Origin of the sequence: Mesorhizobium sp. M0189 (assembly GCF_040322135.1) — a bacterium.
Classification (GTDB): domain Bacteria; phylum Pseudomonadota; class Alphaproteobacteria; order Rhizobiales; family Rhizobiaceae; genus Mesorhizobium.
In genome coordinates this window covers 35,565-57,746 of the sequence record NZ_JAMYSW010000017.1, presented here as the reverse complement: position 1 = coordinate 57,746, position 22,182 = coordinate 35,565, and the positions used below count along the sequence as shown (strand labels likewise).

23 protein-coding genes are annotated in these 22,182 nt (G+C 63.7%); 13 read left to right on the top strand and 10 right to left on the bottom strand.

Annotation, left to right across the window (positions count from 1 at the left end; translation table 11 throughout):
• Window positions 1-4 precede the first annotated feature (4 nt).
• From hemW to rph, 4 genes are read right to left on the bottom strand one after another with little or no spacing between them, the layout of a single operon-like run.
• Window positions 5-1,168: a radical SAM family heme chaperone HemW gene (gene hemW / locus NKJ09_RS25670; RefSeq protein WP_023718836.1), complete on the bottom strand. Its 1,164-nt coding sequence runs from the start codon at window positions 1,166-1,168 to the stop codon at window positions 5-7.
• Window positions 1,165-1,842, bottom strand: a complete 678-nt coding sequence (gene rdgB / locus NKJ09_RS25665; protein WP_023718837.1) for an RdgB/HAM1 family non-canonical purine NTP pyrophosphatase — start codon at window positions 1,840-1,842, stop codon at window positions 1,165-1,167. The genes hemW and rdgB overlap by 4 nt, the downstream gene beginning before the upstream one ends.
• Window positions 1,842-2,252, bottom strand: a complete 411-nt coding sequence (locus NKJ09_RS25660) for a VOC family protein (protein WP_352764044.1) — start codon at window positions 2,250-2,252, stop codon at window positions 1,842-1,844. Before NKJ09_RS25660 ends, rdgB begins: the two co-directional genes overlap by 1 nt.
• A gap of 33 nt (window positions 2,253-2,285) precedes the next feature.
• The gene (gene rph / locus NKJ09_RS25655; RefSeq protein WP_023718839.1) at window positions 2,286-3,002 is read right to left on the bottom strand and encodes a ribonuclease PH; all 717 of its coding nucleotides are present in this window, start codon (window positions 3,000-3,002) and stop codon (window positions 2,286-2,288) included.
• Between the two features lie 132 nt (window positions 3,003-3,134).
• Between rph and hrcA the strand changes: the two genes are divergently transcribed.
• The 6 genes from hrcA (at window position 3,135) to NKJ09_RS25625 (ending at window position 8,587) form a co-directional block, all read left to right on the top strand.
• A complete protein-coding gene (hrcA, locus tag NKJ09_RS25650; protein WP_352481369.1) occupies window positions 3,135-4,247 on the top strand; it encodes a heat-inducible transcriptional repressor HrcA in 1,113 nt (370 codons plus the stop codon).
• Window positions 4,248-4,280: 33 nt separating this feature from the next.
• Window positions 4,281-4,478 (top strand): hypothetical protein, encoded by a 198-nt coding sequence (locus NKJ09_RS25645; RefSeq protein WP_023718841.1) that lies wholly within the window; start codon window positions 4,281-4,283, stop codon window positions 4,476-4,478.
• Window positions 4,479-4,579: 101 nt separating this feature from the next.
• Window positions 4,580-5,935 carry a PQQ-dependent sugar dehydrogenase gene (locus NKJ09_RS25640; RefSeq protein WP_352495440.1) on the top strand — a complete coding sequence of 452 codons (1,356 nt, stop codon included), beginning with the start codon at window positions 4,580-4,582 and terminating at the stop codon, window positions 5,933-5,935.
• Between the two features lie 87 nt (window positions 5,936-6,022).
• Window positions 6,023-6,640: a LysE family translocator gene (locus NKJ09_RS25635; RefSeq protein ID WP_352495441.1), complete on the top strand. Its 618-nt coding sequence runs from the start codon at window positions 6,023-6,025 to the stop codon at window positions 6,638-6,640.
• 164 nt (window positions 6,641-6,804) lie between these two features.
• The gene (gene cysK, locus NKJ09_RS25630) at window positions 6,805-7,785 is read left to right on the top strand and encodes a cysteine synthase A (protein WP_352495442.1); all 981 of its coding nucleotides are present in this window, start codon (window positions 6,805-6,807) and stop codon (window positions 7,783-7,785) included.
• Between the two features lie 178 nt (window positions 7,786-7,963).
• Entirely contained in the window at window positions 7,964-8,587 is a 624-nt protein-coding gene (locus NKJ09_RS25625) for a glutathione S-transferase family protein (protein ID WP_023718845.1), read from the top strand.
• A gap of 15 nt (window positions 8,588-8,602) precedes the next feature.
• Here NKJ09_RS25625 and NKJ09_RS25620 read toward each other — a convergent pair whose 3' ends face one another.
• Both NKJ09_RS25620 and NKJ09_RS25615 read right to left on the bottom strand, forming a co-directional pair.
• Window positions 8,603-9,859, bottom strand: coding sequence for an RNA polymerase sigma factor (locus NKJ09_RS25620; RefSeq protein ID WP_352495443.1), 1,257 nt, complete (start codon window positions 9,857-9,859; stop codon window positions 8,603-8,605).
• Complete coding sequence (locus NKJ09_RS25615) at window positions 9,859-10,212, bottom strand: YciI family protein (protein WP_023718846.1); 354 nt, start codon at window positions 10,210-10,212, stop codon at window positions 9,859-9,861. Before NKJ09_RS25615 ends, NKJ09_RS25620 begins: the two co-directional genes overlap by 1 nt.
• A 258-nt stretch (window positions 10,213-10,470) precedes the next feature.
• Between NKJ09_RS25615 and NKJ09_RS25610 the strand changes: the two genes are divergently transcribed.
• From NKJ09_RS25610 to NKJ09_RS25600, 3 genes are all read left to right on the top strand, one after another.
• The gene (locus NKJ09_RS25610) at window positions 10,471-11,430 is read left to right on the top strand and encodes a TAXI family TRAP transporter solute-binding subunit (RefSeq protein WP_352481372.1); all 960 of its coding nucleotides are present in this window, start codon (window positions 10,471-10,473) and stop codon (window positions 11,428-11,430) included.
• Between the two features lie 180 nt (window positions 11,431-11,610).
• Window positions 11,611-13,707: a TRAP transporter permease gene (locus tag NKJ09_RS25605; RefSeq protein ID WP_352495444.1), complete on the top strand. Its 2,097-nt coding sequence runs from the start codon at window positions 11,611-11,613 to the stop codon at window positions 13,705-13,707.
• Complete coding sequence (locus NKJ09_RS25600) at window positions 13,704-14,087, top strand: DUF1850 domain-containing protein (protein ID WP_352764040.1); 384 nt, start codon at window positions 13,704-13,706, stop codon at window positions 14,085-14,087. The genes NKJ09_RS25605 and NKJ09_RS25600 overlap by 4 nt, the downstream gene beginning before the upstream one ends.
• On the opposite strand, the gene NKJ09_RS25595 is transcribed toward NKJ09_RS25600, so the two are convergent.
• The 3 genes from NKJ09_RS25595 to NKJ09_RS25585 all read right to left on the bottom strand — a co-directional run bounded on the left by NKJ09_RS25595 (window position 14,000) and on the right by NKJ09_RS25585 (window position 16,562).
• The gene (locus NKJ09_RS25595; protein WP_352495445.1) at window positions 14,000-15,727 is read right to left on the bottom strand and encodes a saccharopine dehydrogenase family protein; all 1,728 of its coding nucleotides are present in this window, start codon (window positions 15,725-15,727) and stop codon (window positions 14,000-14,002) included. The two genes, NKJ09_RS25600 and NKJ09_RS25595, sit on opposite strands and share 88 nt — an antisense overlap.
• A 50-nt stretch (window positions 15,728-15,777) precedes the next feature.
• Window positions 15,778-16,164: a thiol-disulfide oxidoreductase DCC family protein gene (locus NKJ09_RS25590; RefSeq protein WP_352481375.1), complete on the bottom strand. Its 387-nt coding sequence runs from the start codon at window positions 16,162-16,164 to the stop codon at window positions 15,778-15,780.
• A gap of 251 nt (window positions 16,165-16,415) precedes the next feature.
• Window positions 16,416-16,562, bottom strand: coding sequence for a hypothetical protein (locus NKJ09_RS25585; protein WP_023718851.1), 147 nt, complete (start codon window positions 16,560-16,562; stop codon window positions 16,416-16,418).
• Between the two features lie 407 nt (window positions 16,563-16,969).
• On the opposite strand from NKJ09_RS25585, the gene NKJ09_RS25580 reads away from it, so the two are divergent.
• The 3 genes from NKJ09_RS25580 (at window position 16,970) to ligD (ending at window position 20,964) form a co-directional block, all read left to right on the top strand.
• Window positions 16,970-17,476 carry a YciE/YciF ferroxidase family protein gene (locus NKJ09_RS25580; RefSeq protein ID WP_023718852.1) on the top strand — a complete coding sequence of 169 codons (507 nt, stop codon included), beginning with the start codon at window positions 16,970-16,972 and terminating at the stop codon, window positions 17,474-17,476.
• Between the two features lie 125 nt (window positions 17,477-17,601).
• Window positions 17,602-18,453, top strand: a complete 852-nt coding sequence (gene ku / locus NKJ09_RS25575) for a non-homologous end joining protein Ku (protein ID WP_352495446.1) — start codon at window positions 17,602-17,604, stop codon at window positions 18,451-18,453.
• A 9-nt stretch (window positions 18,454-18,462) separates the two neighbouring features.
• Entirely contained in the window at window positions 18,463-20,964 is a 2,502-nt protein-coding gene (ligD, locus tag NKJ09_RS25570) for a DNA ligase D (protein ID WP_023718854.1), read from the top strand.
• Between the two features lie 224 nt (window positions 20,965-21,188).
• On the opposite strand, the gene NKJ09_RS25565 is transcribed toward ligD, so the two are convergent.
• Entirely contained in the window at window positions 21,189-21,863 is a 675-nt protein-coding gene (locus NKJ09_RS25565) for an ArsR/SmtB family transcription factor (protein WP_023718855.1), read from the bottom strand.
• 68 nt (window positions 21,864-21,931) lie between these two features.
• Here NKJ09_RS25565 and NKJ09_RS25560 point away from each other — a divergent pair, with 68 nt between their 5' ends.
• Entirely contained in the window at window positions 21,932-22,165 is a 234-nt protein-coding gene (locus NKJ09_RS25560; protein ID WP_084642642.1) for a DUF1127 domain-containing protein, read from the top strand.
• Window positions 22,166-22,182 lie beyond the last annotated feature (17 nt).

Below are 22,182 nucleotides of genomic sequence, written 5' to 3'. Positions count from 1 at the left end.
GGTACTATCTGGCCAGATCCGCCACGACGGCATCGAGCACGATCATGCCGGCCGGCGTGGCGCGCAGGCGGGCATTGCCGATCGGCGCCACCAGGCCTTCGTCCTGCAGCACCGACAGCCGTGCCGTCGACAGGCCGCGCCCGGAAAACGCCTCGTAGCGGGAAAGGTCGATGCCTTCCGCCAGCCTCAGCCCCATCAGCAGGAACTCGTCGGCTTCTTCCGATCGCGTCAGGATCTCGCCGCCGGTGACGCCATGGCCCTTGGCCTCGACCAGATTGGCCCAGGTCTCCGGCATTTTCTCGGCGATTGTCACCACGCGCCGCCCGCTCTCGACGAAACGGCCATGCGCGCCGGGACCGACGCCGACATATTCGCCATAGCGCCAGTAGGTGAGATTGTGCCGGCTTTCAGCGCCGGGCCTGGCGTGGTTGGAAATCTCGTAGGCCGGCAGTCCGTGCGCGGCGGTGATCTCCTGCGTCAACGCATAGAGATCGGCGGCAACATCGTTGTCTGGAATGATGAATTTCCTTGCTGCATGCAGTGCATGGAACGGCGTGCCTTCCTCGATGGTCAGCTGGTACAGCGACAGATGGTCGGCGGCGTGGCCGATCGCCTGCTCGAGTTCCGTCTGCCACGCTTCAGGCGTCTGGTCCGGCCGCGCGTAGATCAGGTCGAAGGACAACCGTGGGAAAATCTCGCGCGCCAGGCCGATCGCATGCAGGGCCTCATCGACATTGTGCAAACGGCCGAGAAAGCGCAGATCCTTGTCGTTCAGCGCCTGCACGCCAAGCGACACCCGGTTGACGCCCGCCGCGCGATAGCCGCGAAAGCGCTCGGCCTCGACCGAGGAAGGATTGGCCTCCAGCGTCACCTCGATGCCATCTGGTACCGTCCAGTTCTTCGCCACGGCATCCAGCACCGCCGCCACGGTCTGCGGCTTCATCAGCGACGGCGTACCGCCACCGAGAAAGATGCTTGTCACCTCGCGCGGCCCGGTGCGGCCGCGCATGGTCGCCAACTCGGCCTCGAAGGCGCGCGCAAAACGCTCCTGGTCGACCGGCTGGTGGCGGACATGGCTGTTGAAGTCGCAATAGGGGCACTTGGCCGCGCAGAACGGCCAGTGGATGTAGACGCCAAAACCCGGGCTGCGGTCGAGCAGCATGGTCATGCCGCGGCCAATCGGGCTTGCGCGAATTTCTGGAAGGCGCGGGCGCGGTGCGACAATGCTGTCGGCTGGCCCGGCTTCCAGCCATGTTTTTCCTCAGCGGTCATCTCGCCGAAGGTTTTTTCGAACCCGTTGGGCAAGAACACCGGGTCGTAGCCGAAGCCGAGTTCGCCGCGCGGCGGCCATACCAGCGTACCTTCGACCTCGCCGCGAAAATATTCAGCCTGGCCGTCGGGAAAGGCTAGGCAGATGACCGCGACAAAGCGGCCCTTGCGCTGAGCAGGCGCGATCGCGCCAACTTCCTGCAAGGCCACTTCCGTGCGCTGCATGGCCATGCCGAAGTCGCGGGGGCCGTCCGGCGTCTCGGCCCAGTTGGCAGTGTAGACGCCGGGTGCGCCGTCGAGCGCATCGACACATAGGCCGGAATCGTCCGACAGCGCCGGCAATCCAGTGGCCTTGGCAGCGGCCAAGGCTTTTATGAGCGCGTTCTCCTCGAAAGTGGTGCCGGTCTCGTCCGGTTCCGGCAAGCCGTATTCCTTGGCGGACCTCGCTTCTATGCCGAACGGCGCCATCAGATCGGCGAATTCGCGCAATTTGCCGGCATTGTGGCTTGCGACGACGATCTTATGCCCATCAAGCGAATGAACAATTGGCGAATGAACAGTCTGCGAATGCATCAGATGCCCCAGATTCTTGGCTCGGCGAATTCGATCGAATTGCCCGAGGGGTCGCGAATATAGATCGAGCGGCCGCCTTGCGGCCACTCGAACTCGCTTTCGATGGCGATGCTGTTTGCTTCCAGGTGCGCTTTCCAGCGCACGATCTCGTCGGCGCTTGCGGCGAAACAGAGATGGCCCTCGCCGACGGCGCCATGCGGCGGCACTGGCAGCCTGGCGTCGGCCGGCGGCGGCACTTTCGTCGCCTCGGCATTGAAGATAAGCAGCACGCCGTCGCCGCAGCGGAAGAAGAGATGCCTGCCCTCGACCTTGCCGAGCGGATCGAGCCCGAGGACGCCCGAATAGAACCGTTCCGCGGCAGCGAGATCCGTCACGTAGAGTGCTGATTCCAGGATTGCGGAAGGAGTCACAGGATCGTCACCCTCATCGTCATAACCTGAAGATCAGTCCACCGCCATCTGCTGCAGGCTGACCAGGCGCTGAATGCCTTTCTTGGCCAGCCCCATCAAGGCCGCGAACTGCTCTTCCGAGAACGGTTCGCCCTCGGCCGTGCCCTGGATCTCGACGATGCCGCCCTTGCCGGTCATGACGAAATTGGCGTCGGTTCCGGCCGAGGAATCCTCGATATAGTCAAGGTCGATGACCGGCTGACCATCATGGATGCCGCAGGAGATCGCCGCAACGTGATCCTTCAGCACCTTGCCCAGGCTCGCCATTTGGCGGGCTTCCATCCAGCGCAGGCAATCGTAAAGCGCCACCCAGCCGCCGGTGATCGAAGCGGTGCGCGTGCCGCCATCGGCCTGGATCACATCACAGTCGACGGTGATCTGCTGCTCGCCGAGCGCCTGCAGATCGACCACGGCGCGCAGGGAGCGGCCGATCAGCCGCTGGATCTCCAGCGTGCGGCCGCCTTGTTTGCCGGCCGAAGCCTCGCGGCGCATGCGCTCGCCGGTCGAACGCGGCAGCATGCCGTATTCCGCCGTCACCCAGCCCTTACCGGAGTTGCGCATCCAACCCGGCACCTTTTCCTCCAGGCTGGCCGTGCACAGCACATGCGTGTCGCCGAACTTCACCAGGCACGAGCCTTCCGCATGCTTGGAGACGCCGCGCTCGAAGGAGATGGGGCGCATTTCGTCGAACTGGCGTTTGGAAGGGCGCATTCAGGCTTCTTTCTTTCTTCGGAATCTTGGCCGGCTTGTAGCCGCACGGGGCGTGAGGCGCAAAGGAAAATGGACCGGTTGCGCCGACGCCGCGGAAGTCTATATCTTCGGGCCGGAGGTTTTTGGCTCGAAATGACCAAGGCAGTCGATCCCGGTTCGCAATCGCACGTGCTCCCGTCGCACGCGCTGCAATCGCCCGCGCTTCAATCGCTCGACATGCGTTCGCGCGACATCTTCCGGCGCATCGTCGATTCTTATCTGAGGGATGGCGAGCCGGTCGGCTCGCGCAGCCTGTCGCGCATCCTGCCGTCGTCGCTGTCGCCGGCCACCATCCGCAACGTGATGAGCGACCTCGAGCATCTCGGCCTGATCTATGCGCCGCATATTTCGGCCGGCCGTCTGCCGACCCAGGCCGGCCTGCGCTTCTTCGTCGATGCGTTCATGGAACTCGGTGACCTCTCCGACGAGGAGCGCCGCACCATCGAGGCGCAGGTGCGCGCCTCCGGCTCGGGCGCGACGCTGGAGCATATGCTGACCGAGGCCAGCCAGATGCTGTCCGGCATGTCGCGCGGCGCCGGCCTTGTGCTCGCCGCCAAGAACGAGGTGGCGCTGAAGCACATCGAATTCATCCAGCTCGAGCCGACCAAGGCGTTGGCCGTGCTGGTCTCGCAGAACGGCGACGTCGAAAATCGCGTCGTCGATCTGCCCGCCGGCATCACCGTCTCGCAATTGCACGAAGCCTCCAATTTCCTCAACGCCCATATTCGCGGCCGCACCCTGGCCGAAGCGCGGGTCGAGATCGCCCGCATCAAGGAAGAGACCAGGGCAGCCCTCGATACGCTTTCACAGGATCTGGTCGAGAAGGGCCTGGCGGTCTGGGCAGGCGCCGAAAGCGGGGTGCCTGGGCGGCTTATCGTGCGCGGCCGCGCCAATCTCCTGGAAAACGTCACTGCCCAGGCCGACATCGAATTGCTGCGGCATCTCTTCGAGGATCTCGAAACCCAGGACGGACTGATCCAGCTCCTCGACCTCGCCGAGGAGGGCCCGGGCGTGCGCATCTTCATCGGTTCGGAAAACAAGCTGTTTTCTCTGTCGGGCTCATCACTGGTGGTGGCACCCTATCGCGACAAGGACGCCCGCGTCGTCGGTGCGCTCGGCGTCATCGGGCCGACGCGGCTGAATTATGCGCGCATAGTACCGATGGTCGACTATACCGCGCAGCTGATTTCGCGCATGCTGCGCTAGGAGCCGCCGCGGCCTGCCGCAAGGAGAAAAAGAATGGCGCTGGAATCGTTCAAGGCCCAGATCAGCCTGCTGCTCGAAGAAATGATCAACCAGCCAGAGGATCAGCACGAGGTGCAAGAGCAGTTGCGCGAGAAGCTGCAAGAGATGCGGGCCATGGGCTTGCCGCTGCCGGCCGATCTGGTCGCGCTGGAAAAGCGCCTCGACGACGATTTCTACGCCGCCGGCAAGTGAATCGGGGTTCGGCTTCAAATCCTCGTGTGCTGGACGGCCGCTTGGAACGACCAATGCCTCATCCCGTTTGCCCTTTTCGAGGCGAATCCCGGAGGACGTTGATGATCCGATCTGGCGGCTTTGCGGCCATTGCCGCTGCTCTCCTTGTTGCGACACCGGCAGCCGCCCAGCAGGCGGATCAGAAGGTGCTCAAAGGCGAAGCCGCTTTTGGCGATTGGCACGCCGACAGGCCTGGCACCCGCCGCCTGATCGGGCCGCAAGACATGCCGCCAGCCGATCCCGCCCAATCCGCGTCGAACGGCGCCGGCGTGGCGGAACGGCCCGAAAGGGCCAAGCCAGATTTGCCGCCGGGCTTTTCGGCCGAACTGATCGCATCCGGCATCGTCAATCCGCGCGTCGTGCGCGTCGCTCCGAATGGCGACCTGTTCGTTGCCAACAGCCATGCCGACCAGATACGTGTCTATCGTCTCGCCGAGGGCAGCGCCAAGCCCATCGAGAAAGCGATCTTCGCCAAGGGGCTCAGTTATCCCTACGGCATCGCCTTCTATCCGCCAGGAGACAAGCCGCAATGGGTCTATGTCGCAAACAGCGACAGCATCGTCCGCTTTCCTTATCGCGACGGTGACCTAAAGGCATCCGGTAAACCAGAAACCATTGTCGCCAAAATCCCGTCGGGCGGTCACACGACCCGCGACATCGCCTTCTCGCCGGACGGCAAGACGCTTTATCTGTCGGTTGGCTCCGCCTCGAACGTCGCCGAGGACATAGGCAAGGAGCCGGATAGCGGCCTCGACGCCTGGGCCAAATCAAAGCCGCTCGGGGCGGCCTGGGGCTCCGAGGACGGCCGTGCCGATGTGCTCGCCTTCGATCCGGATGGGAAAAATCCCCGAACTGTCGCCACCGGCCTGCGCAACTGTACGGGCATGACCGTGCAGCCCGCCACCGGCGCATTGTGGTGCGTCGTCAATGAGCGCGACGAACTCGGCGACAATGTGCCGTTCGAATTTGCAACTGTAGTCAAGGACGGCGGATTCTATGGTTGGCCTTGGTACTACATCGGCAATCACGAGGATCCGCGCCATCAGGGCGAGCGGCCCGACCTAGCCGGCAAGGCCACTGTCCCGGACGTACTGATGCAGGCGCATTCGGCGCCGATGAATATAGCCTTCTACGACGGCAACAACTTCCCGGCGGATTATCAGGGTGACGCCTTCGTCACCATGCATGGTTCGTGGAACCGTGGCGCCAGGACCGGCTACAAGGTGGTGAGGCTCAAATTCAGGGATGGCAAGCCGACCGGCGAATATGAGGACTTCATGACCGGCCTCGTTATCTCGAACGACGCCGTCTGGGGCCGCCCGGTCGGTATCGCCATCGCCAAGGACGGCTCGCTGATCGTCACCGAGGACGGCAACGGCACCATCTGGCGCGTTACCTACGAAGACGGCCGCTCTTGAACGGCGGTGTCGCCTGCTGCGCTGGCGCAATCGAATCCGGGCCGAGGGAATTCACCCAACTTCCACATTGTGCGACAAGCGCGAATCATGACGCTCACCGGGTTCCTCGCCTATAGTGCTGCCCTCGGCATCGCCGCAGCCATCCCCGGCCCCGGCGTCACCGCGCTCGTTGCGCGAGCGCTGGGTTCGGGCTTCCGCGCGTCGCTGGCCATGTCCTTCGGGCTGATGCTCGGCGACCTGACCTATCTCACGGCCGTGGTGCTCGGCCTGGCTTTCGTCGCACAGACCTTTGGCATGGTCTTTCTGGTCATCAAATGGCTGGGCGTCGCCTACCTCGCTTTTCTTGGCTGGCGTTTCTGGACGAGCGGCATCACGCCCGAAACGGTGGAGGCGAAGAAAGGCAAGGGCGGGTTGGCATCCAGCTTTGTAGCTGGTCTCGCCGTCACGCTCGGCAATCCGAAGACGATGATCTTCTACCTCGCCATCACCCCGACCATCGTCGATCTGAAGACGATCACGCTGGTCGATTACGGCATCCTTGTCGCGCTCACCATCGTCGTCCTGCTCGTGGTGCTGGTGCCTTATCTGGCGCTCGCGGCCAAGGCGCGCTGGTTCCTGAAGTCGCCGCGGGCGCTGAGGGCACTCAATCGCACCGCCGCCGGTTTCATGATCGGGGCAGCGGCAGCTATCGCCGCCCGCCAATAGACCTCTTTCGCCAAGCCGGCCAGGAATTGTCACACCTTTCCAAGGCGGGGTATTCGGCACGAACTTCACTCGGATATTTTCGATCGACAGCCTATCTTGCGCGGCGGATGGCTCTATCTTATGCCCGCCCGACTCTTGCCGCTTGACCTCTGGGAGGAAAATCAATGAACAAACCCGCCACCCCCACACACGTGCCCGGCCGCGGCCGCATCTATAATTCGATCACCGAGACGATCGGCGACACGCCGTTGGTGCGGCTCGACAAATTCGCCAGGGAGAAGGGTGTCGTCGCCAATCTGCTGGCCAAGCTCGAATTCTTCAACCCGATCGCTTCGGTCAAGGACCGCATCGGCGTGTCGATGATCGAGGCACTGGAGGCTTCTGGGAGGATTACGCCCGGCAAGACCACGCTTATCGAGCCGACCTCGGGCAATACCGGCATCGCGCTCGCCTTTGCCGCCGCCGCCAAAGGCTACAAGCTGATCCTGACGATGCCGGAAACCATGTCGGTCGAGCGCCGCAAAATGCTGGCGCTGCTCGGCGCCGAGCTGGTGCTGACCGAAGGGCCGAAAGGCATGAAGGGCGCCATCGCCAAGGCCGACGAGCTGGCCGCGACGCTGCCCGATGCCGTCATTCCGCAACAATTCGAGAACCCGGCCAATCCGGAAATCCATCGCCGCACCACAGCCGAGGAAATCTGGAACGACACCCATGGCGAAGTCGATATCTTCGTTGCCGGCATTGGAACCGGCGGCACCATCACCGGCGTCGGCCAGGTGCTGAAGAAGCGCAAGCCCTCGGTGCATGTCGTCGCCGTCGAGCCGGAGGCCTCGCCGGTACTGTCCGGCGGCCAACCCGGCCCGCACAAGATCCAGGGCATTGGCGCCGGCTTCGCACCAAAAATCCTCGACACGACGATCTACAACGAGATCGTCAAGGTCTCGAACGAGGATTCGGTCGCCAATGCACGGCTCGTCGCCCGTCTCGAAGGTGTACCGGTCGGCATCTCGTCGGGTGCCGCCCTGCAGGCGGCAATCGTCGTCGGCTCGCGGCCGGAGAACAAGGGCAAGAACCTCGTCGTCGTCATCCCCTCCTTCGCCGAGCGCTATCTCTCCACGATCCTATTCGAGGGATTGGGTGCTTAGAGTCTGGACAGGAGTTTTTGGCCGGTTCGTAGCGATCCTTCGCGCTGCCCCTCCGGCATAAAAAGTTCTGTTTCGACGCTTCGGCGTGGACTGCTGAAAAACCACCTGTGGCGGGCGTCGTTCGCTTGAGCGGCGAGTCACTTCCAAATCGTCGCTGCACCGGCAGGTGGAGGACTTCATGTACAAGCTCTATACGCGTGCCAATACCGGCGGCTTTGTCGTCGAGGCGGCGCTTGCTTTAGCGGGAGTGCCTTTCGACCAGATCGATGTTCCAAAAGGCCGACCCAACCAAGCCTTCCTCGACATCAATCCCTTGAACCAGGTCCCGGTCCTGGTCTTGCCGGATGGGCATTCGATGACCGAGTCGGCGGCAATCTGCATCCTGCTCGCCGAACGCTATCCGGAAGCAGCTCTAGCGCCGGCAGCGAACACACCTGACCGCGCCGACTTCCTGCGCTGGATGTTTTTCATGTCCTCCGTCATCTATTCGGCTGACCTGCGGTTCTTCTACGCTCATCGCTACACGACAGATCCCGGCGGCGTGGAAGCCGTCAAACAGGCGGCGGTCTCGGAAATGGATCGCGGCTTCGCCATTCTCGATGCCGCCCTCGAAGGCCGCGACTGGCTGGTCGGCGACCGGCTCTCGCTGGCCGACATCTATCTCGTCATGTTGGTGGCTTGGCATCCCGAGGTCGCGAAGATTCCAACCGCTTGGCCGAACATCGAACGCCTGTGGGCCAATTTGCGGGAACATCGGGTGATAAAGAGGCTGAATGCTTCCCACGACATGTGGCCGGCCTAAGCACTCCGCCTTGTCTCAGTGTCTTTCCGCGCGGTCGAGACCTGCCCGTCGTTCCTGCAGGAACCGGCGCACGGCCGGATCGCGTTCGAGGCCGATAGCCCGGTCATAGGCCTCGCTCGCTTGCGGAACTCTGCCGAGTCTTGCCAGCAGGCCCGCTCGGGCGGCCCAGTAAGGTTGATAGTCATACAGCCGCTTGTCGCCGCTGAGTTGATCAAGGGCGCCCAATCCTGCCGAAGCACCTTCGGCCTCGGCAATCGCCACCGCACGGTTGATCGACACCACCGGCGAGCCGGCAATCACCGACAGCGCGTCGTAGAGCTCCTTGATCGCGACCCAGTCGGTGCCGCCGGTCAGCCGCCTTGTCGCATGGGCTGACTGCACGGCGGCCTCGAGCTGGTAGCGGCCGACCACGCCCTTGGCAGCGGCGCGCCCGAGCAGCATCTCCGCTTCGTCGATCATTGTATCGTCCCACAGTGCAAGATCCTGCTCCGCTAGCGGCACATAGTCGCCTGCCGCATTGCGCCGCGCTGCGCGCCGCGCTTCGGCGAACAGCATCAGCGCCAGCAGGCCGAGTGCTTCCGGCTCATCCGGCATCAGCGAGGCGACCAGCCGGCCGAGCCAGATGCCTTCGGTCGCGAGATTGCGCCGCTGCGCTTCGGTGCCGGCGGGGTCGGACCAGCCTTCGGCAAACGCCGCGTAGATCGCTTCCAGAACGGTGCCCAGCCGCTCGCCGAGTTCGGCCCGCTCCGGCACGCGGAACGGAATGCCGGTCTCGCGGATGCGGGCCTTGGCGCGCACCAGGCGCTGGCTCATCGTGGCCGGCGAGACAAGAAAGGCCGAGGCGATGGTCGCTGCGTCGAAGCCCAGAACCGTCTGCAGGATCATCGGCGCGCGGATACCGGCCTCGATCGCCGGATGAGCGCAAGCAAACATCAGCCTGAGCCGCTCGTCCGGCAGGTCTTCGTCGGCCATGCGTGCCTCCATCTCCTCCGCGATCAGCCTGAGGTGGTCGCGGCCCGCCTCGCTTGTCAGCCGCCGTCTGAGCGCGTCGACGCGGCGCCGGCGCGCCACCGCCAGCAGCCAGGCTTCCGGCTTGTTGGGCACGCCCGCCTGTGGCCAACGCTCGAGCGCCGCTGCAAAGGCATCGGCCAAGGCGTCCTCGGCAGCGGCCACGTCGCGCGTGCGTGCGGCGAGATAGGCGACCAGCTTGCCGTAGCTTTGCCGGGCGGCCGCTTCCGCCGCCGCCCGTGCGGTGTCGGGCAGTTCAGGCATCACATGGTGAGTTCCCAGATCGGCCGCACCTCTACCGTGCCGGTGCTGGCGCCCGGGCAGCGCGCCGCCCAGGCAATAGCCGCGTCGACGTCCTCCGCTTCGATCATATAGAAACCGGCAAGCTGCTCCTTGGTGTCGGCATAGGGGCCGTCGAGCACGTTGGTCTTGCCATTGGCCATCCGCACCGAGGTAGCGGATTGCGTCGGCTTCAGCCGGTCGCCGGCGAGCCAGGCGCCCGATTTCTTCAGCGCTTCGGTGTAGGCGACATAGGCGCTCGACATCTGTGTCACCGCATCTGCCGGCGCGGCCGCCATCCCCGCTTCGTTTCCGTAGATCAAAAGCATATATCGCATGGTCTTCTCCCGTTTCTCGAAGGCCGCATCGTTGCGAGCCGGACGTATGTCGCGCGGCCCTGCCCGATTTCGACAGGCGCTGGAAAAATCTTTCGGCCGCGATGCGATCTCGCGCAAGCGCCGATGTGTTACGGCATCGCCTAGCCGTTCGTCTAATCGCTGCTATTGCGGGTTGGCATTTCCCGCCCGCTGTCTAAACTCGCTTCGCTTCGTGCCGCTGAGGAGGGCACGGCGGCGCATTTTCAGGGAGGAAATCGCATGCTCAATTTCAGGACGAAATTTGTTGCAGCCGGCGCGCTGGCGCTGTCGCTTGGCCTTGGCGCGGTATCGGTCAAGGCACAGGAATTCATCAACGTGCTGACCGGCGGCACGTCGGGCGTCTACTATCCGCTCGGCGTAGCGCTGTCGGAGATCTATGGCAAGGGCATCGAAGGCGCGCGTACCCAGGTGCAGGCGACGAAAGCGTCGGTCGAAAACCTCAACCTGCTGCAACAGGGCAAGGGCGAGATCGCCTTTGCGCTCGGCGATTCCGTCAAGCTGGCCGCCGAGGGCAATACCGAAGCCGGCTTCCCAGGCAAGCTCGACAAGCTGCGCGGCATTGCCGCCATCTATCCCAACTACATCCAGATCGTCGCCAGCAAGGAGTCCGGCATCAAGACGCTCGCCGACCTCAAGGGCAAGAGCCTGTCGGTCGGCGCGCCGGCCTCGGGCACCGAGCTCAACGCCCGCACGATCTTCGCCGCTGCCGGGCTGAAATACGAAGACCTCGGGCGGATCGAATATCTGCCCTTCGCCGAATCGGTGGAGCTGATCAAGAACCGCCAGCTCGACGCTACGCTGCAATCGGCTGGCCTGGGCGTTGCCTCGATCCGCGACCTCGCCACCTCGGTCCCGGTCAACATCGTTGCCGTGCCGGCGGAGGACGTCGCCAAGATCGGCTCGCCCTATCTTTCCGTGGTCATCCCGAAAGGCACCTATGAGGGCCAGACCGATGATGTCGCGACCGCCGCCGTCGGTAATTTCCTGATCACCAGCGCCGATGTCTCCGACGAGACCGCCTACCAGATGACCAAGCTGCTGTTCGAGCATCTCGACCAACTCACCGCTGCCCATGCCGCCGCCAAGGCGATCGACCCGGCCAAGGCGCTCGACGGCATGCCGGTGCCGCTGCATCCAGGCGCCGAGAGGTATTACAAGGAAAAGGGATTGGTGAAGTAAGGCGCCATCCCTCCCCCTTGAGGGGAGGGTGGCCCGCAGGGCCGGGAGGGGTCCTCGGCGACGCGCTCCATCGTTCAGGCAAAGGTCGAGGCAGTTGAGGTTACCCCACCCGTCCATCCGCCTTCGGCGGCTGTCCACCCTCCCCTCAAGGGAGAGGGACGCCCCCCAGGAACCCCGCCAATGACCGAAACCCCGACCGTTCTTTCCACCACAGCCGAAATCGCTGTCGAAGGCCTGCCACCGGGCTTCGGCGAAGGCATCGCCGGCAAGGCGGCTTTTTTTATCGCCGTCGCCTTCTCCATCTTCCAGATCTACATCGCCGCCTACGGCAGCCTGCCGAGCCAGGTCGTGCGCGCCATGCATGTCGGCTTCCTGCTGCTGCTCGGCTTTGCCCTGATCGCCAATCTGCGTGCCAAAAGCGTCCCGGCGAAAGCAGTCTTCTGGACTCTCGGCGTGCTCGGCTTCGCCACCGGTCTGTACAACTGGGTATTCTATGCCGACCTCATCCGCCGCTCTGGCTTCCTCACCACGCCTGACCTGATCGTCGGCGCGGTGCTGGTCGTGCTGGTCTTCGAGGCGGCGCGGCGGTTGATGGGACTGCCGCTTGCCGTTATTGCGTTCATCTTTCTCGCCTACGCATTTGCCGGCAATCATCTGCCACCGCCTTTCATCCATCGCGGCTATGATTTCGCCCAGCTCGTCGACACCTTCGCCTATGGCACCGAAGGCATCTACGGCACGCCGATCTATGTCTCGGCCGCCTACATCTTCATCTTCGTCGTCTTCGCCGCCTTTCTCGAACGCGCCGGCATGATCGCGCTGTTCAACGATTTTGCACTTGGCCTGGTCGGCTCATGGCGCGGCGGCCCGGCGCAGGTCTGCGTGCTGTCCTCGGCGCTGATGGGCACCATTTCCGGCTCCGGCGTCGCCAACGTGGTGGCCAGCGGCCAGTTCACCATCCCGCTGATGAAGCGCTTCGGCTTCCGCTCGGCCTTCGCCGGAGCCGTCGAGGCGACCTCGTCGATGGGCGGCCAGATCATGCCTCCGGTGATGGGTGCGGTTGCCTTCATCATGGCCGAGACGCTGAACATTCCCTATGCCGCGGTGGTCAAGGCGGCGATCATTCCGGCGCTGCTCTATTTTGGCGCCTGTTTCTGGCAGGTGCATTTGGAGGCCGGCAAGGCCGGCCTGCACGGCATGGCCAAGGCCGACCTGCCCAATCCGTGGGATGCGGTGAGACAACACTGGCCGCTGGTACTGCCGCTCGCAGCACTGATCTATCTGCTGTTTGCCGGCTACACACCGGTCTTCGCCGGCACCATGGGCCTGGCGTTGACCATTGTGCTTATCCTCGGCACGCCGCTGGCGGCATCGATCGGGCCGCTCGCCTTCCGCGTCGTCTTCTGGCTGGCGCTCGGGCTTGCCGCCGCTTCCTTCATGAAGTTCGGCGTCAACATCCTCAGCCTGGTCATCGCCGTGCTGGTCGTCGCCTGCCTCACCTTCAAGGGCGGGCGCGAGACACTGCGCATATGCGTCGATTCCCTTGCCGAGGGAGCAAAGAACGCGCTGCCGGTCGGCATTGCCTGCGCCATCGTCGGCATCGTCATCGGCACGCTGACGCTCACCGGCATCGCCTCGACCTTCATCGGCTGGATCATCTCGATCGGCGAGAACAATCTGTTCCTGTCGCTGCTTTTGACCATGCTCACCTGCCTGGTGCTCGGAATGGGCATCCCGACCATTCCCAATTACATCATCACCTCGTCGCTAGCCGGGCCGGCGCTTCTGTCGCTCGGCGTGCCGCTGGTGGTCAGCCATATGTTCGTCTTCTATTTCGGCATCATGGCTGATCTCACCCCGCCCGTGGCGCTGGCCGCCTTCGCCGCCGCACCCATGGCCAAGGAAAGCGGCCTCAAGATCGGCATCCAGGCCACCAAGCTTGCCATTGCTGGCTTCGTGGTGCCGTTCATGGCGGTCTATACCCCGGCGCTGATGCTGCAGGACCCCGGCCCGATCGCCGCCCAGTTCGGCTATCCCGTCGAGGTCGCCTACATCGTCATCAAAGCCTGCATGGGCATCGTCCTGTGGGGCGCCGCCGCCGTCGGCTTTCTCGCCCGGCGCATGGCCTGGTGGGAACGCCTCGTCGCCTTCGCCGCTGGCGTGCTGCTGGTTGCGGCGCTGCCGCTCACCGACGAGGCGGGCTGGGCGCTGTCTCTTGCCTGGATCGGGTGGCACTGCTGGCGCGCGCGGCAGGCGTCACTGGCCAATTCGGCATGAGCCTCTGCATCGTCGCGGCCGGCAAGACGATGACGCTCGCGGTCGCCGCCTTCACGCTCTCCTGGACGCATTCTGTGGAGAAGACCCAGTGGCAGGAAGACTGGAAGGTGCTGCCGTCCGGCCTGCAACTCGTCGAGGCACGAATCAAGGGCTCGGGCGCCGGCATGGAGCCGCCGCAAGGCTCGGCGCTGCGCGACGGCTGGTGGGTCTATGCGCTCCGGGTCGGGCCACAGCGGCGCCTGGTGCTCGCCGCCTCGGGCGCCACGGGTCTAGGCTGGACGCTGTGCACGGCTCAGGACTGCCGCGAATTTGGCAAGGTGGCAGGCGACACGATCTCGCTGGAGCCGTGCGGGTCGGAAGGCTCTAGCCAGCCACGGTAGCGGGCGATCATGCCGGCAAGCGGATGCGAGATATCGACATGGAAGCGGAAGCGGCCATCCTCCACAGTTTCGTAGGAAGTCGAGCGTGGACCGAGCCAGATCGGCAGCGGCAAGCCAAAAAAGCTCCAGCGGCGCAAGACCAGTGCCAGCCGGCCGTCCTCGGCAACCAGTGCCATCGCGAAGGTCAGCGGGCCGAAGCGTTCGCACAGCAGGCGCTGCGATCGACCCCGGCCTGCGAACTGTAGGCTCGAAAAACTGTGCTTGCCGAATGTCCGCGTCCAGGTCTCGCCGCCCTTGTCGGTGTCGAAGCGGACATGAACCGGGATGTCCTCGCTTGCTCCGGGGAAGCCGACCATCCAGGCCATTAGCCGGCCAAGAACATTGTGCCCGCGTTCTACGCTAGCGCGGCCTGCGGCCGTGATCGTACGGTCATGCATTGACCGAATTGCCTCGGGAAGGCCTTGCCAGGCGGCACCGAGCAGCTCGGTATAGAGCGGCTTGTCCTCGTCCGCGGCCCCGTTCCTGAAGCCGGTGTAGATCGTCCGCCCGGCGAACAGGGCCTCATAGTCCCGGAGCTCTAAATCGCGCACCGCCGCCCGTGCGCCCGGCGCGGGCTGATGTCCGGCCAGCACTTTGCGGACCAGCGCTTCAACCGCCATCGACGGGATCAGCGGCCCATCGTTGCCCTCGGCCAAGAGATGCCACGAGCGCTTGCCGGTGGCGCCCGCGCGGTCCGATCCCTCCACCTCGACGAACATGCCGCCGCGATGCTCGCCCCAGCGCAGCCGGTTCGTCGCCTGATGCATCAGCGGCGCCAGCGGCGAAAGCGAACCGATCAACCCGGCGCGCACCAGCCAGGCGAGGCCGATCAGGGCGCGGTGCAGCACCTCGGGTACCGGCCCGGCTCCCATCCAGATGGTCCTCGCCTCCGGCCAAAGCTCGGCCAGAGCACGCAGGTCCGGAACGTCGACCAGCGAGAACAGCGTGTTTCGAAGCGGCAGCTGGCCCGGCGGCGCGATAGTATAGCGCAGCTGCTCGGTAAACGGACAGCCTTGTTCGGAACGGCCATTACGAACAAGGCGCACCGGCTGACCGGTGTAACCGGCGATAGCGCGAATGACGTTTCCGCCGACACCGGCGAAGGGCGACGGCGCGATGCCGCCGCGAATTCCGTCGACCCGCGTCAGGTCCGAAGACAGGCGGCGCACAACCGCCGCCGTCAGCACCGGAAAGCTCGAGACTCCGGATAGCACGAAGACGCCGGCGTTTCGCGCCGCCTCGTCGAACGCAGAGACACCGGCGACGAAATCCGAGCCGTCGGCAAGATCGAGATAGTTGACGCGCCGGGCGATGCATGCCTCGATCAGGCCATAGCATCCCTCGCCATAGGCCTGGAACGGACCGCTCGCGTTGACCACAATATCAGGCTCAAATGCAGCGAGTTGCACGGCGAGATCGCCGTCACGGTCGAACAGTGCCGGCACTAGTTGCGCTGCGGTCGGGGCGCGCTTCTTGCAATACGCGTCAGCCTTGGCGAGCGAGCGCCCGGCGACGAACAGGATCAGATGGGGCTCGCCCTCCAAAAGCTCGACGGTGCGACCGCCAAAGGTGCCATAACCGCCGACGACAAGAACCTTCATCCGCAGTTCCCCCAAAATGCCCCGCGCCGCTCCCGGCCACGGCGATGAGCCTAGCCGATCAATCTTGCCCTCACCTCGGCGGAAGGGATTTCACAATTGTCCTTCTTGCCGAACAGGGCGTAGCGGTTCTTTGCGATGCGATCGTAGAGCCAGTCGCGAAGCGGGCGCGGCAACAACAGCAGGATCCGCGCCGCTCGCCATGGCCAGCCGAGTTCGGCCATGACGGCAACGAAACTGTCCAGGCGTGTGAAAGCCGCGCCATCGACGATGACGAGATTGGTCTCGTAGCGATCCGTCTGCAGCCCGTATTTCTTGAACAGCATCTCGCCGAGCGGCGATTGCGCCGTTACGAAATGGAAGTGGCCCTTGCGGTCGAGCTTTACCACCGTCCGCACAAAACCCGAGCACAACACGCAGACGCCGTCGAATACGATCAACGGGCGACTTGATTCGAATTCTGGCGGCTCAGGAGAATGGTTCGGCTTGACGATCACGTGGCGCCCGGCAGCTGGTGTCAGGCGACACTAAGCCTGCCGGCGGCTGGATCAAAGCCCGGAATGTTAGAGGCTTGGCGTTGTCGCCCGCCGTCTGTCGGTCAGCGCAGGGCGCTCGGCGCGATAGGTCGTTGACCGGTTGTCGGCGTCGGGCCGGCAGATACGGCTGTCGTGACGGCTTTCCCTGGTCATCATCAGTGCACGCTGATCCCAAGCGTGTTGCCACGGCGCGCGCAGGCGGGGCCTGGGCCGCGCATGTAATAGCGCTCGGGCCGATAGGTCGGCGCGACGAATTCGCGAATGGCGGCGGCATAGCCGGCGATTTGATTCCAGAAGCTCATTTTACTCGGTCCCTGTCCCGTTTCGGATGTCCCTTCCGAATTGCGGGGATCATAGCGTCCAGGCGTGAATAGTCGGTGAACGCGATGTTAATCTCTGGTCGAAAATGCCTTTGTTCATGGCTGCAATGCGGCTGATTCGCGGTGTTTCCGTGCTGTCCGTCGGCATTTCGCCCAGTGTGACTTTTGCATCACATATGTTTCGCCTGAATGTCGCCGAGGCGCGCGTTTGTTTCACTTTTGCTGCCACGGCGAAATTTCCGTGCACGTGGTCGAAAAACCAGGAACCCGCCCGTCAGCCGCACGTTGATTTCCCAGTGCCGGGACGAACCGGCTGCGCGGGCTGCAGCTTCCGGCTGGAGCCGCAGCCAAAAATCCGAAACAGCAAGAGCAATGGAAAGGCAAAGGCCATGGGCTTCTTTTCGAAGGACATCAAAACACTCGACGATCTCTTCGTGCACACGCTGCGCGACATTTATTACGCCGAGAAACAGATCGAGAAATCGCTGCCGAAGATGATCGACAAGGCGAGTGATCCGCAGTTGAAAGCCGGCTTTGAGAAGCATCTCGCCCAGACCAAGGGTCATATTCAGCGTGTCGAGCAGGTGTTCGAGCTGCACGGCGTGAAGGCCAAGGAAGTCGACTGCCCGGCCATCGATGGCATTCTCGAAGAGGCCGATGAGGTCAGCGGCGACATCGCCGACAAGGAGGTCCTCGACGCTGCACTGATCGCGTCCGCCCAGGCGGTCGAGCATTATGAGATGACCCGTTACGGCACCTTGATTGCCTGGGCCAAGCAACTGGGCCGCAGCGACTGCGCCAATGTGTTGGCCAACAACCTCAAGGAGGAACAGGCAACCGACCGCAAGCTTACCGAGATGGCGGAAAGCAAGATCAACCTGCAAGCCGCCGAGTAGGGCCGCGATCGAGAATGGAGTTCAGGCAAGGCTGGGCCGAAAGCCCGGACTTGCCTTTTGCGCCGCCGGAACCGGAACGGACTTTGCCCGTTCTCGGTTGAACGTTGTCGCGCAGGGAGTTTGTCATGGCGCCGCGCCCCGCCTGGAGAGGGTATCTCAAGCTTTCGCTGGTCACCTGCGCGGTCGAAGTGACCAATGGCGTCACCCAGGCCGAAAAAGTTTCGTTCCGCGTGCTCAACCGCAAGACTGGCAACACTGTCAGGCGCGTCTATGTCGATTCGGCAAGCGGCAAGCCGCTCGATGAAGGCGACGAGATCAAGGGCTACGAGATCGGCGACGGCGACTTCGTCCAAATCGAGGAGGAGGAGATCGAAGCCGTCCAGATCGAATCCTCGCATACGATGAGCCTCGACGGGTTCATCGAAAAATCTTCGATCCAGCAGATCTATCTCGACACGCCCTATTATGTGACGCCTGCGGACGATGTCTCGGAAGAGGCTTTTGCCGTCATCCGCGACGCCATGGCCGCCAAGAAGACGGCGGGCCTTGCCCGCATCGTGCTCTACCGCCGCGAGCGTCCGGTGGTCATCGAGCCGCTGGGCAAGGGCCTGCTGCTGACGACGCTGCGCTATGGCGATACGGTGCGCAGGCCGGAGATGGTGTTCGGCGACATTAAGCCGGTGACGACCGACGCCGAGATGATCAGGCTGGCCGAACACATTGTCGATGAGAAACGGGCGAAGTTCGATCCTTCCGAATTCGAGGACAAATACGAAAACGCGCTGATCGAGTTGGTCCGCGCCAAGAAGGCCGGCAAGAAGGCACCGAAGACCAAGGCAGAACCGCGACCCTCCAACGTCGTCAATCTCTTCGATGCACTGAAGAAGAGCCTTTCGTCGGAGGCCAGCCCGCCGGCAAAGGCCAGACGCCCGGCAAAAGGCGCCAAGTCCAAAGCCGCCCGGCGCAAATCGGCTTAGGATCAGACCATGGCCGGCCTCGAGCAATATCACGCCAAGCGCGATTTCAAGAAGACCGCCGAACCGGCCGGTAAGCTCGCGCGCGGCAAGAAAGCCGTGCCGGGTGGCATCTTCGTCGTCCACAAGCATGCCGCCACCAGGCTTCACTACGACCTTCGCCTTGAGCATGGCGGCGTGCTGTGGAGCTGGGCGGTGACGCGAGGCCCGAGCCTCGACCCGCATGAGAAGCGGCTCGCCGTGCATGTCGAGGACCACCCGTTCGACTATGCGCCGTTCGAAGGCACAATCCCCAAGGGCCAATATGGCGGCGGCTCGGTCATTGTCTGGGACGAAGGCACGTGGGTCCCCGAAGGCGACCCTGCCAAAGGGATGAAGAAAGGCCATATCAATTTCGAACTGCATGGCCACAAATTGCATGGCGCCTGGCATCTGGTGCGGCTGAAGCCGCGGCCCGGCGAAAAACGCGACAACTGGCTGCTGATCAAGTCCGACGATGCCGCCGCGCGTCCCGGTGAGGACATTTTGCAGGAGGCGCCGCAATCGGTGAAATCCGGCCTGACCATCGAGGACGTCGGCGAAGGCAAGACCGCCGACGGCAAGAAGCCAAGCGTCTGGCAGTCCGACAGGCCGGCCGCCGGCAAAGCGAAGGCTGTCGCGGCAAGGCGGCTCGAATTCGTCGAGCCGGCGCTCGCCACGCTGGAGCGGGACGCCCCGCCCGGTAAGGACTGGCTGCATGAGGTGAAGTTCGACGGCTATCGCATGCAGGCGCAGCTTGCCGGTACCGAGGTGCGGCTTTTGACACGCACCGGCCTCGACTGGACCGACAAATTCGGTGGCTCAATTGTCGCGGCACTTGGCGGCCTGAAATGTACCGATGCCGTCATCGACGGCGAAATCGTCGTGCTGGCGGATAATGGCGTGTCGTCCTTTTCGCTGCTTCAGCAAGATCTGTCGGCGGGCCGTACGGACCGTTTCATCTACTATGTCTTCGACCTGTTGCAGCTCAATGGTCAAGACATCCGTTCCGAGCCGCTGGTCGAGCGCAAGGAAAGGCTGCGCAGCCTGCTCGCCGGACAGACCGAAGAGCAGGCCGTGCGCTTCAGCGACCACTTTGCCGAGCCCGGCAAGATCATGCTGGAGCATGCTTGCCGCCTGGGCCTCGAAGGCGTCGTCTCCAAGCGTGCCGATGCGCCCTACCGCAGCGGCCGTGTTCCCTCGTGGGTGAAGTCGAAATGCACGGCGCGCCAGGAATTCGTCATCGGCGGCTACACGCCGTCGGACAAGACCGGGCGTGGCCTGCGCTCGCTGCTGGTCGGCTATCACGAGGGCGGCAAGCTGCGCTATGCCGGCCGCGTCGGCACCGGCTTCACGGCCAAAGGCACCAACGAGCTGAAGAAAAGGCTTGATGCGCTGAAGACGACAACCTCGCCCTTCGACAGCGCGGTGCCAAGAGGCAAGGGGCTGGTCTGGGTCAAGCCCGAACTTGTCGGCGAAGTGGAGTTTCGCAGTTGGACGTCGGACCGTATAATACGCCACGCGTCCTTCCAGGGATTGCGCGAGGACAAGCCGGCGGAGGAAGTCGTGCAGGAGAAACCGAAAGCACGCTCAGCCACGGCAGAGCCGAAGCCAAAGCCCGCCAAAACCGCAGGCGCGGCGAAAACCTCGGTTACGCTGTCCCGCCCTGACAAGCTTCTGTGGCCCGAGGAGAACGTATCGAAGCAGGATCTGGTCGATCACTACGCGCTGGTCTGGCCGCGCATGAAGCAGTTCGTCATCAACCGGCCGCTCAGCCTCGTGCGGGCGCCGGACGGTGTCGGCGGCCAACGCTTCTTCCAGAAGCATGCCTCGGCCGGCATGCACGACAAGATCGCCGTGATGAAGGATCCGACCGACGGCGAGGAGATATTGTTCATCCGCGATTTCGACGGTCTCGTGGCACTGGTGCAACTGGGCGTCGTCGAGATCCATATTTGGGGCTCGACCACCGACGAGCTGGAAAAGCCCGACCAGATCATCTTCGATCTCGATCCCGACGAGGGCGTCGACGTGAAGGCGGTGCGCGCGGCGGCACTCGACATCCGCGGCCGGCTCGACGAACTGTCCCTGCCGAATTTCGTCAAGACCTCGGGCGGCAAGGGCTACCACGTCGTCGTGCCGCTGAAGCCGTCGGCGGATTGGGACGAGGTCAAGGGCTTCGCCCATGAGTTCGCCCGAGCGCTCGAACAGGCCGCACCCGACCGCTACACGGCGACGCTGTCGAAGAAGGCACGCACGGGCAGGATTTTCGTCGATTATCTGCGCAACGGCCGCGGCGCCACCACCGTCGCCCCCTATTCGTCGCGCGCCAAAAAGGGCGCCACGGTATCGATGCCGGTGACCTGGGCGGAGATCGAGGCCGGATTGCCGCCCAACGCCTTTCCGATCGGCGACAAGACGACGCTGAAGCGGCTCGGGCAAGCCGACCCCTGGGCGGATTTTTTCAAGCAGGCCAAGCTGCTCAAGCGCGACTAGTGCATGTCGCGCAAAAGTGTGCAGCGGTTTTGCGATAACGACATGCATCAAAACAAGGACCTAAAGCGCATCGCATGAGGCCGGTCGAACGCGACGCGCTTTAAAGCAATTCCAGGAAAAGTATGAAAAGGTTTTCCGTCCGGAATTGCGTCAAAACAAAAAGACAGAGCGGTTCGGCGTTTCCGTGAAACGACGAATGCGTACTAGCGCGTCGAAGCGATCTGTCAGGCGAGAAACGTGTTCTCGAAGGCCTGCTTGCCTGCCGGTGAAAAGATCACGGCACGGCTGTCCTTCTCGCGCCGCGCCCATTTCTCGGCGAGGATCTTGTCGAGAATGGCGGCGCCCAGCGTGCCGGCAAGGTGCGAACGCCGCACGCTCCAGTCGAGGCACGCCCGGCACACCGGTCGCCGCGCTTTGGTATGGATGTCGATGCCGATCGCGGCGAAATGCGAGGCGGCCGACGGCCCAAGCTGGATCTCCTTGTCGTCGCGCAGGAGCACTTGTCGAGCGACAAGACGCTCCAGCATCGCCACCGCCTGCTCGCCGGCGAGGTGGTCGTAGCAGACCCGCGCCACGCGCATGGCCGCGTCGCGAGGGCCGGGTCGCACCCTCTGCGGCCCGACAGCAGCAGCGACGCCGGTGATGGCTTCGATCATTCCTGCCACCTGCGGGCCGGCGAGGCCGTAATAGCGGTGCCGTCCCTGGCTCGCCAGCGTCAGCAGCCCGCCTTCCATCAGCTTCGATAGATGGGAGCTCGCTGTCGGAAGCGACACGCCGGCTTCGAGTGCCAGTTCGCTCGCCGTCAGTGCTGTGCCGCCCATCAGTGCGGACAGCATGTTTGCCCGCGCCGGATCGCCGACCAGGCTGGCAATGCGGGCTATGTCAGGGCCTTCGCGCATAGTTCGTTCCTCATCGAAGCATCCTCGTCAGACAAGCATTAATCTCGATGCAAATCAAGGAGACGACGATGCCTGCAAGGACCATTCTCAGCGCCGCGCCTGCTCGCCGGCCGTTCCCGTTAATTGTCTTGCGCCGCTTGCGGCTGTGGCTCCTGAAGCGGTGGTACGACCGTCATTCGCAGCGCCTCGATCTCGCCGAAATCGACGATCATCTGCTGCGTGACCTTGGCCTGACACCCGAAGACGTCCGTCGCGAATACGCGAAATCCTTCTGGCAGCATGATCAGCGAGGGATTGCCTAGCATATCGATCTTCGGAA

Coding starts and splice junctions, on each gene's coding strand:
- hemW (WP_023718836.1), bottom strand. CDS start 1,168: ATGACCATGCTGCTCGACCGCAGCCCGGGTTTTGGCGTCTACATCCAC.
- rdgB (WP_023718837.1), bottom strand. CDS start 1,842: ATGCATTCGCAGACTGTTCATTCGCCAATTGTTCATTCGCTTGATGGG.
- rph (WP_023718839.1), bottom strand. CDS start 3,002: ATGCGCCCTTCCAAACGCCAGTTCGACGAAATGCGCCCCATCTCCTTC.
- hrcA (WP_352481369.1), top strand. CDS start 3,135: ATGACCAAGGCAGTCGATCCCGGTTCGCAATCGCACGTGCTCCCGTCG.
- NKJ09_RS25645 (WP_023718841.1), top strand. CDS start 4,281: ATGGCGCTGGAATCGTTCAAGGCCCAGATCAGCCTGCTGCTCGAAGAA.
- NKJ09_RS25640 (WP_352495440.1), top strand. CDS start 4,580: ATGATCCGATCTGGCGGCTTTGCGGCCATTGCCGCTGCTCTCCTTGTT.
- NKJ09_RS25635 (WP_352495441.1), top strand. CDS start 6,023: ATGACGCTCACCGGGTTCCTCGCCTATAGTGCTGCCCTCGGCATCGCC.
- cysK (WP_352495442.1), top strand. CDS start 6,805: ATGAACAAACCCGCCACCCCCACACACGTGCCCGGCCGCGGCCGCATC.
- NKJ09_RS25625 (WP_023718845.1), top strand. CDS start 7,964: ATGTACAAGCTCTATACGCGTGCCAATACCGGCGGCTTTGTCGTCGAG.
- NKJ09_RS25620 (WP_352495443.1), bottom strand. CDS start 9,859: ATGCCTGAACTGCCCGACACCGCACGGGCGGCGGCGGAAGCGGCCGCC.
- NKJ09_RS25615 (WP_023718846.1), bottom strand. CDS start 10,212: ATGCGATATATGCTTTTGATCTACGGAAACGAAGCGGGGATGGCGGCC.
- NKJ09_RS25610 (WP_352481372.1), top strand. CDS start 10,471: ATGCTCAATTTCAGGACGAAATTTGTTGCAGCCGGCGCGCTGGCGCTG.
- NKJ09_RS25605 (WP_352495444.1), top strand. CDS start 11,611: ATGACCGAAACCCCGACCGTTCTTTCCACCACAGCCGAAATCGCTGTC.
- NKJ09_RS25600 (WP_352764040.1), top strand. CDS start 13,704: ATGAGCCTCTGCATCGTCGCGGCCGGCAAGACGATGACGCTCGCGGTC.
- NKJ09_RS25595 (WP_352495445.1), bottom strand. CDS start 15,727: ATGAAGGTTCTTGTCGTCGGCGGTTATGGCACCTTTGGCGGTCGCACC.
- NKJ09_RS25585 (WP_023718851.1), bottom strand. CDS start 16,562: ATGAGCTTCTGGAATCAAATCGCCGGCTATGCCGCCGCCATTCGCGAA.
- NKJ09_RS25580 (WP_023718852.1), top strand. CDS start 16,970: ATGGGCTTCTTTTCGAAGGACATCAAAACACTCGACGATCTCTTCGTG.
- ku (WP_352495446.1), top strand. CDS start 17,602: ATGGCGCCGCGCCCCGCCTGGAGAGGGTATCTCAAGCTTTCGCTGGTC.
- ligD (WP_023718854.1), top strand. CDS start 18,463: ATGGCCGGCCTCGAGCAATATCACGCCAAGCGCGATTTCAAGAAGACC.
- NKJ09_RS25565 (WP_023718855.1), bottom strand. CDS start 21,863: ATGCGCGAAGGCCCTGACATAGCCCGCATTGCCAGCCTGGTCGGCGAT.
- NKJ09_RS25560 (WP_084642642.1), top strand. CDS start 21,932: ATGCCTGCAAGGACCATTCTCAGCGCCGCGCCTGCTCGCCGGCCGTTC.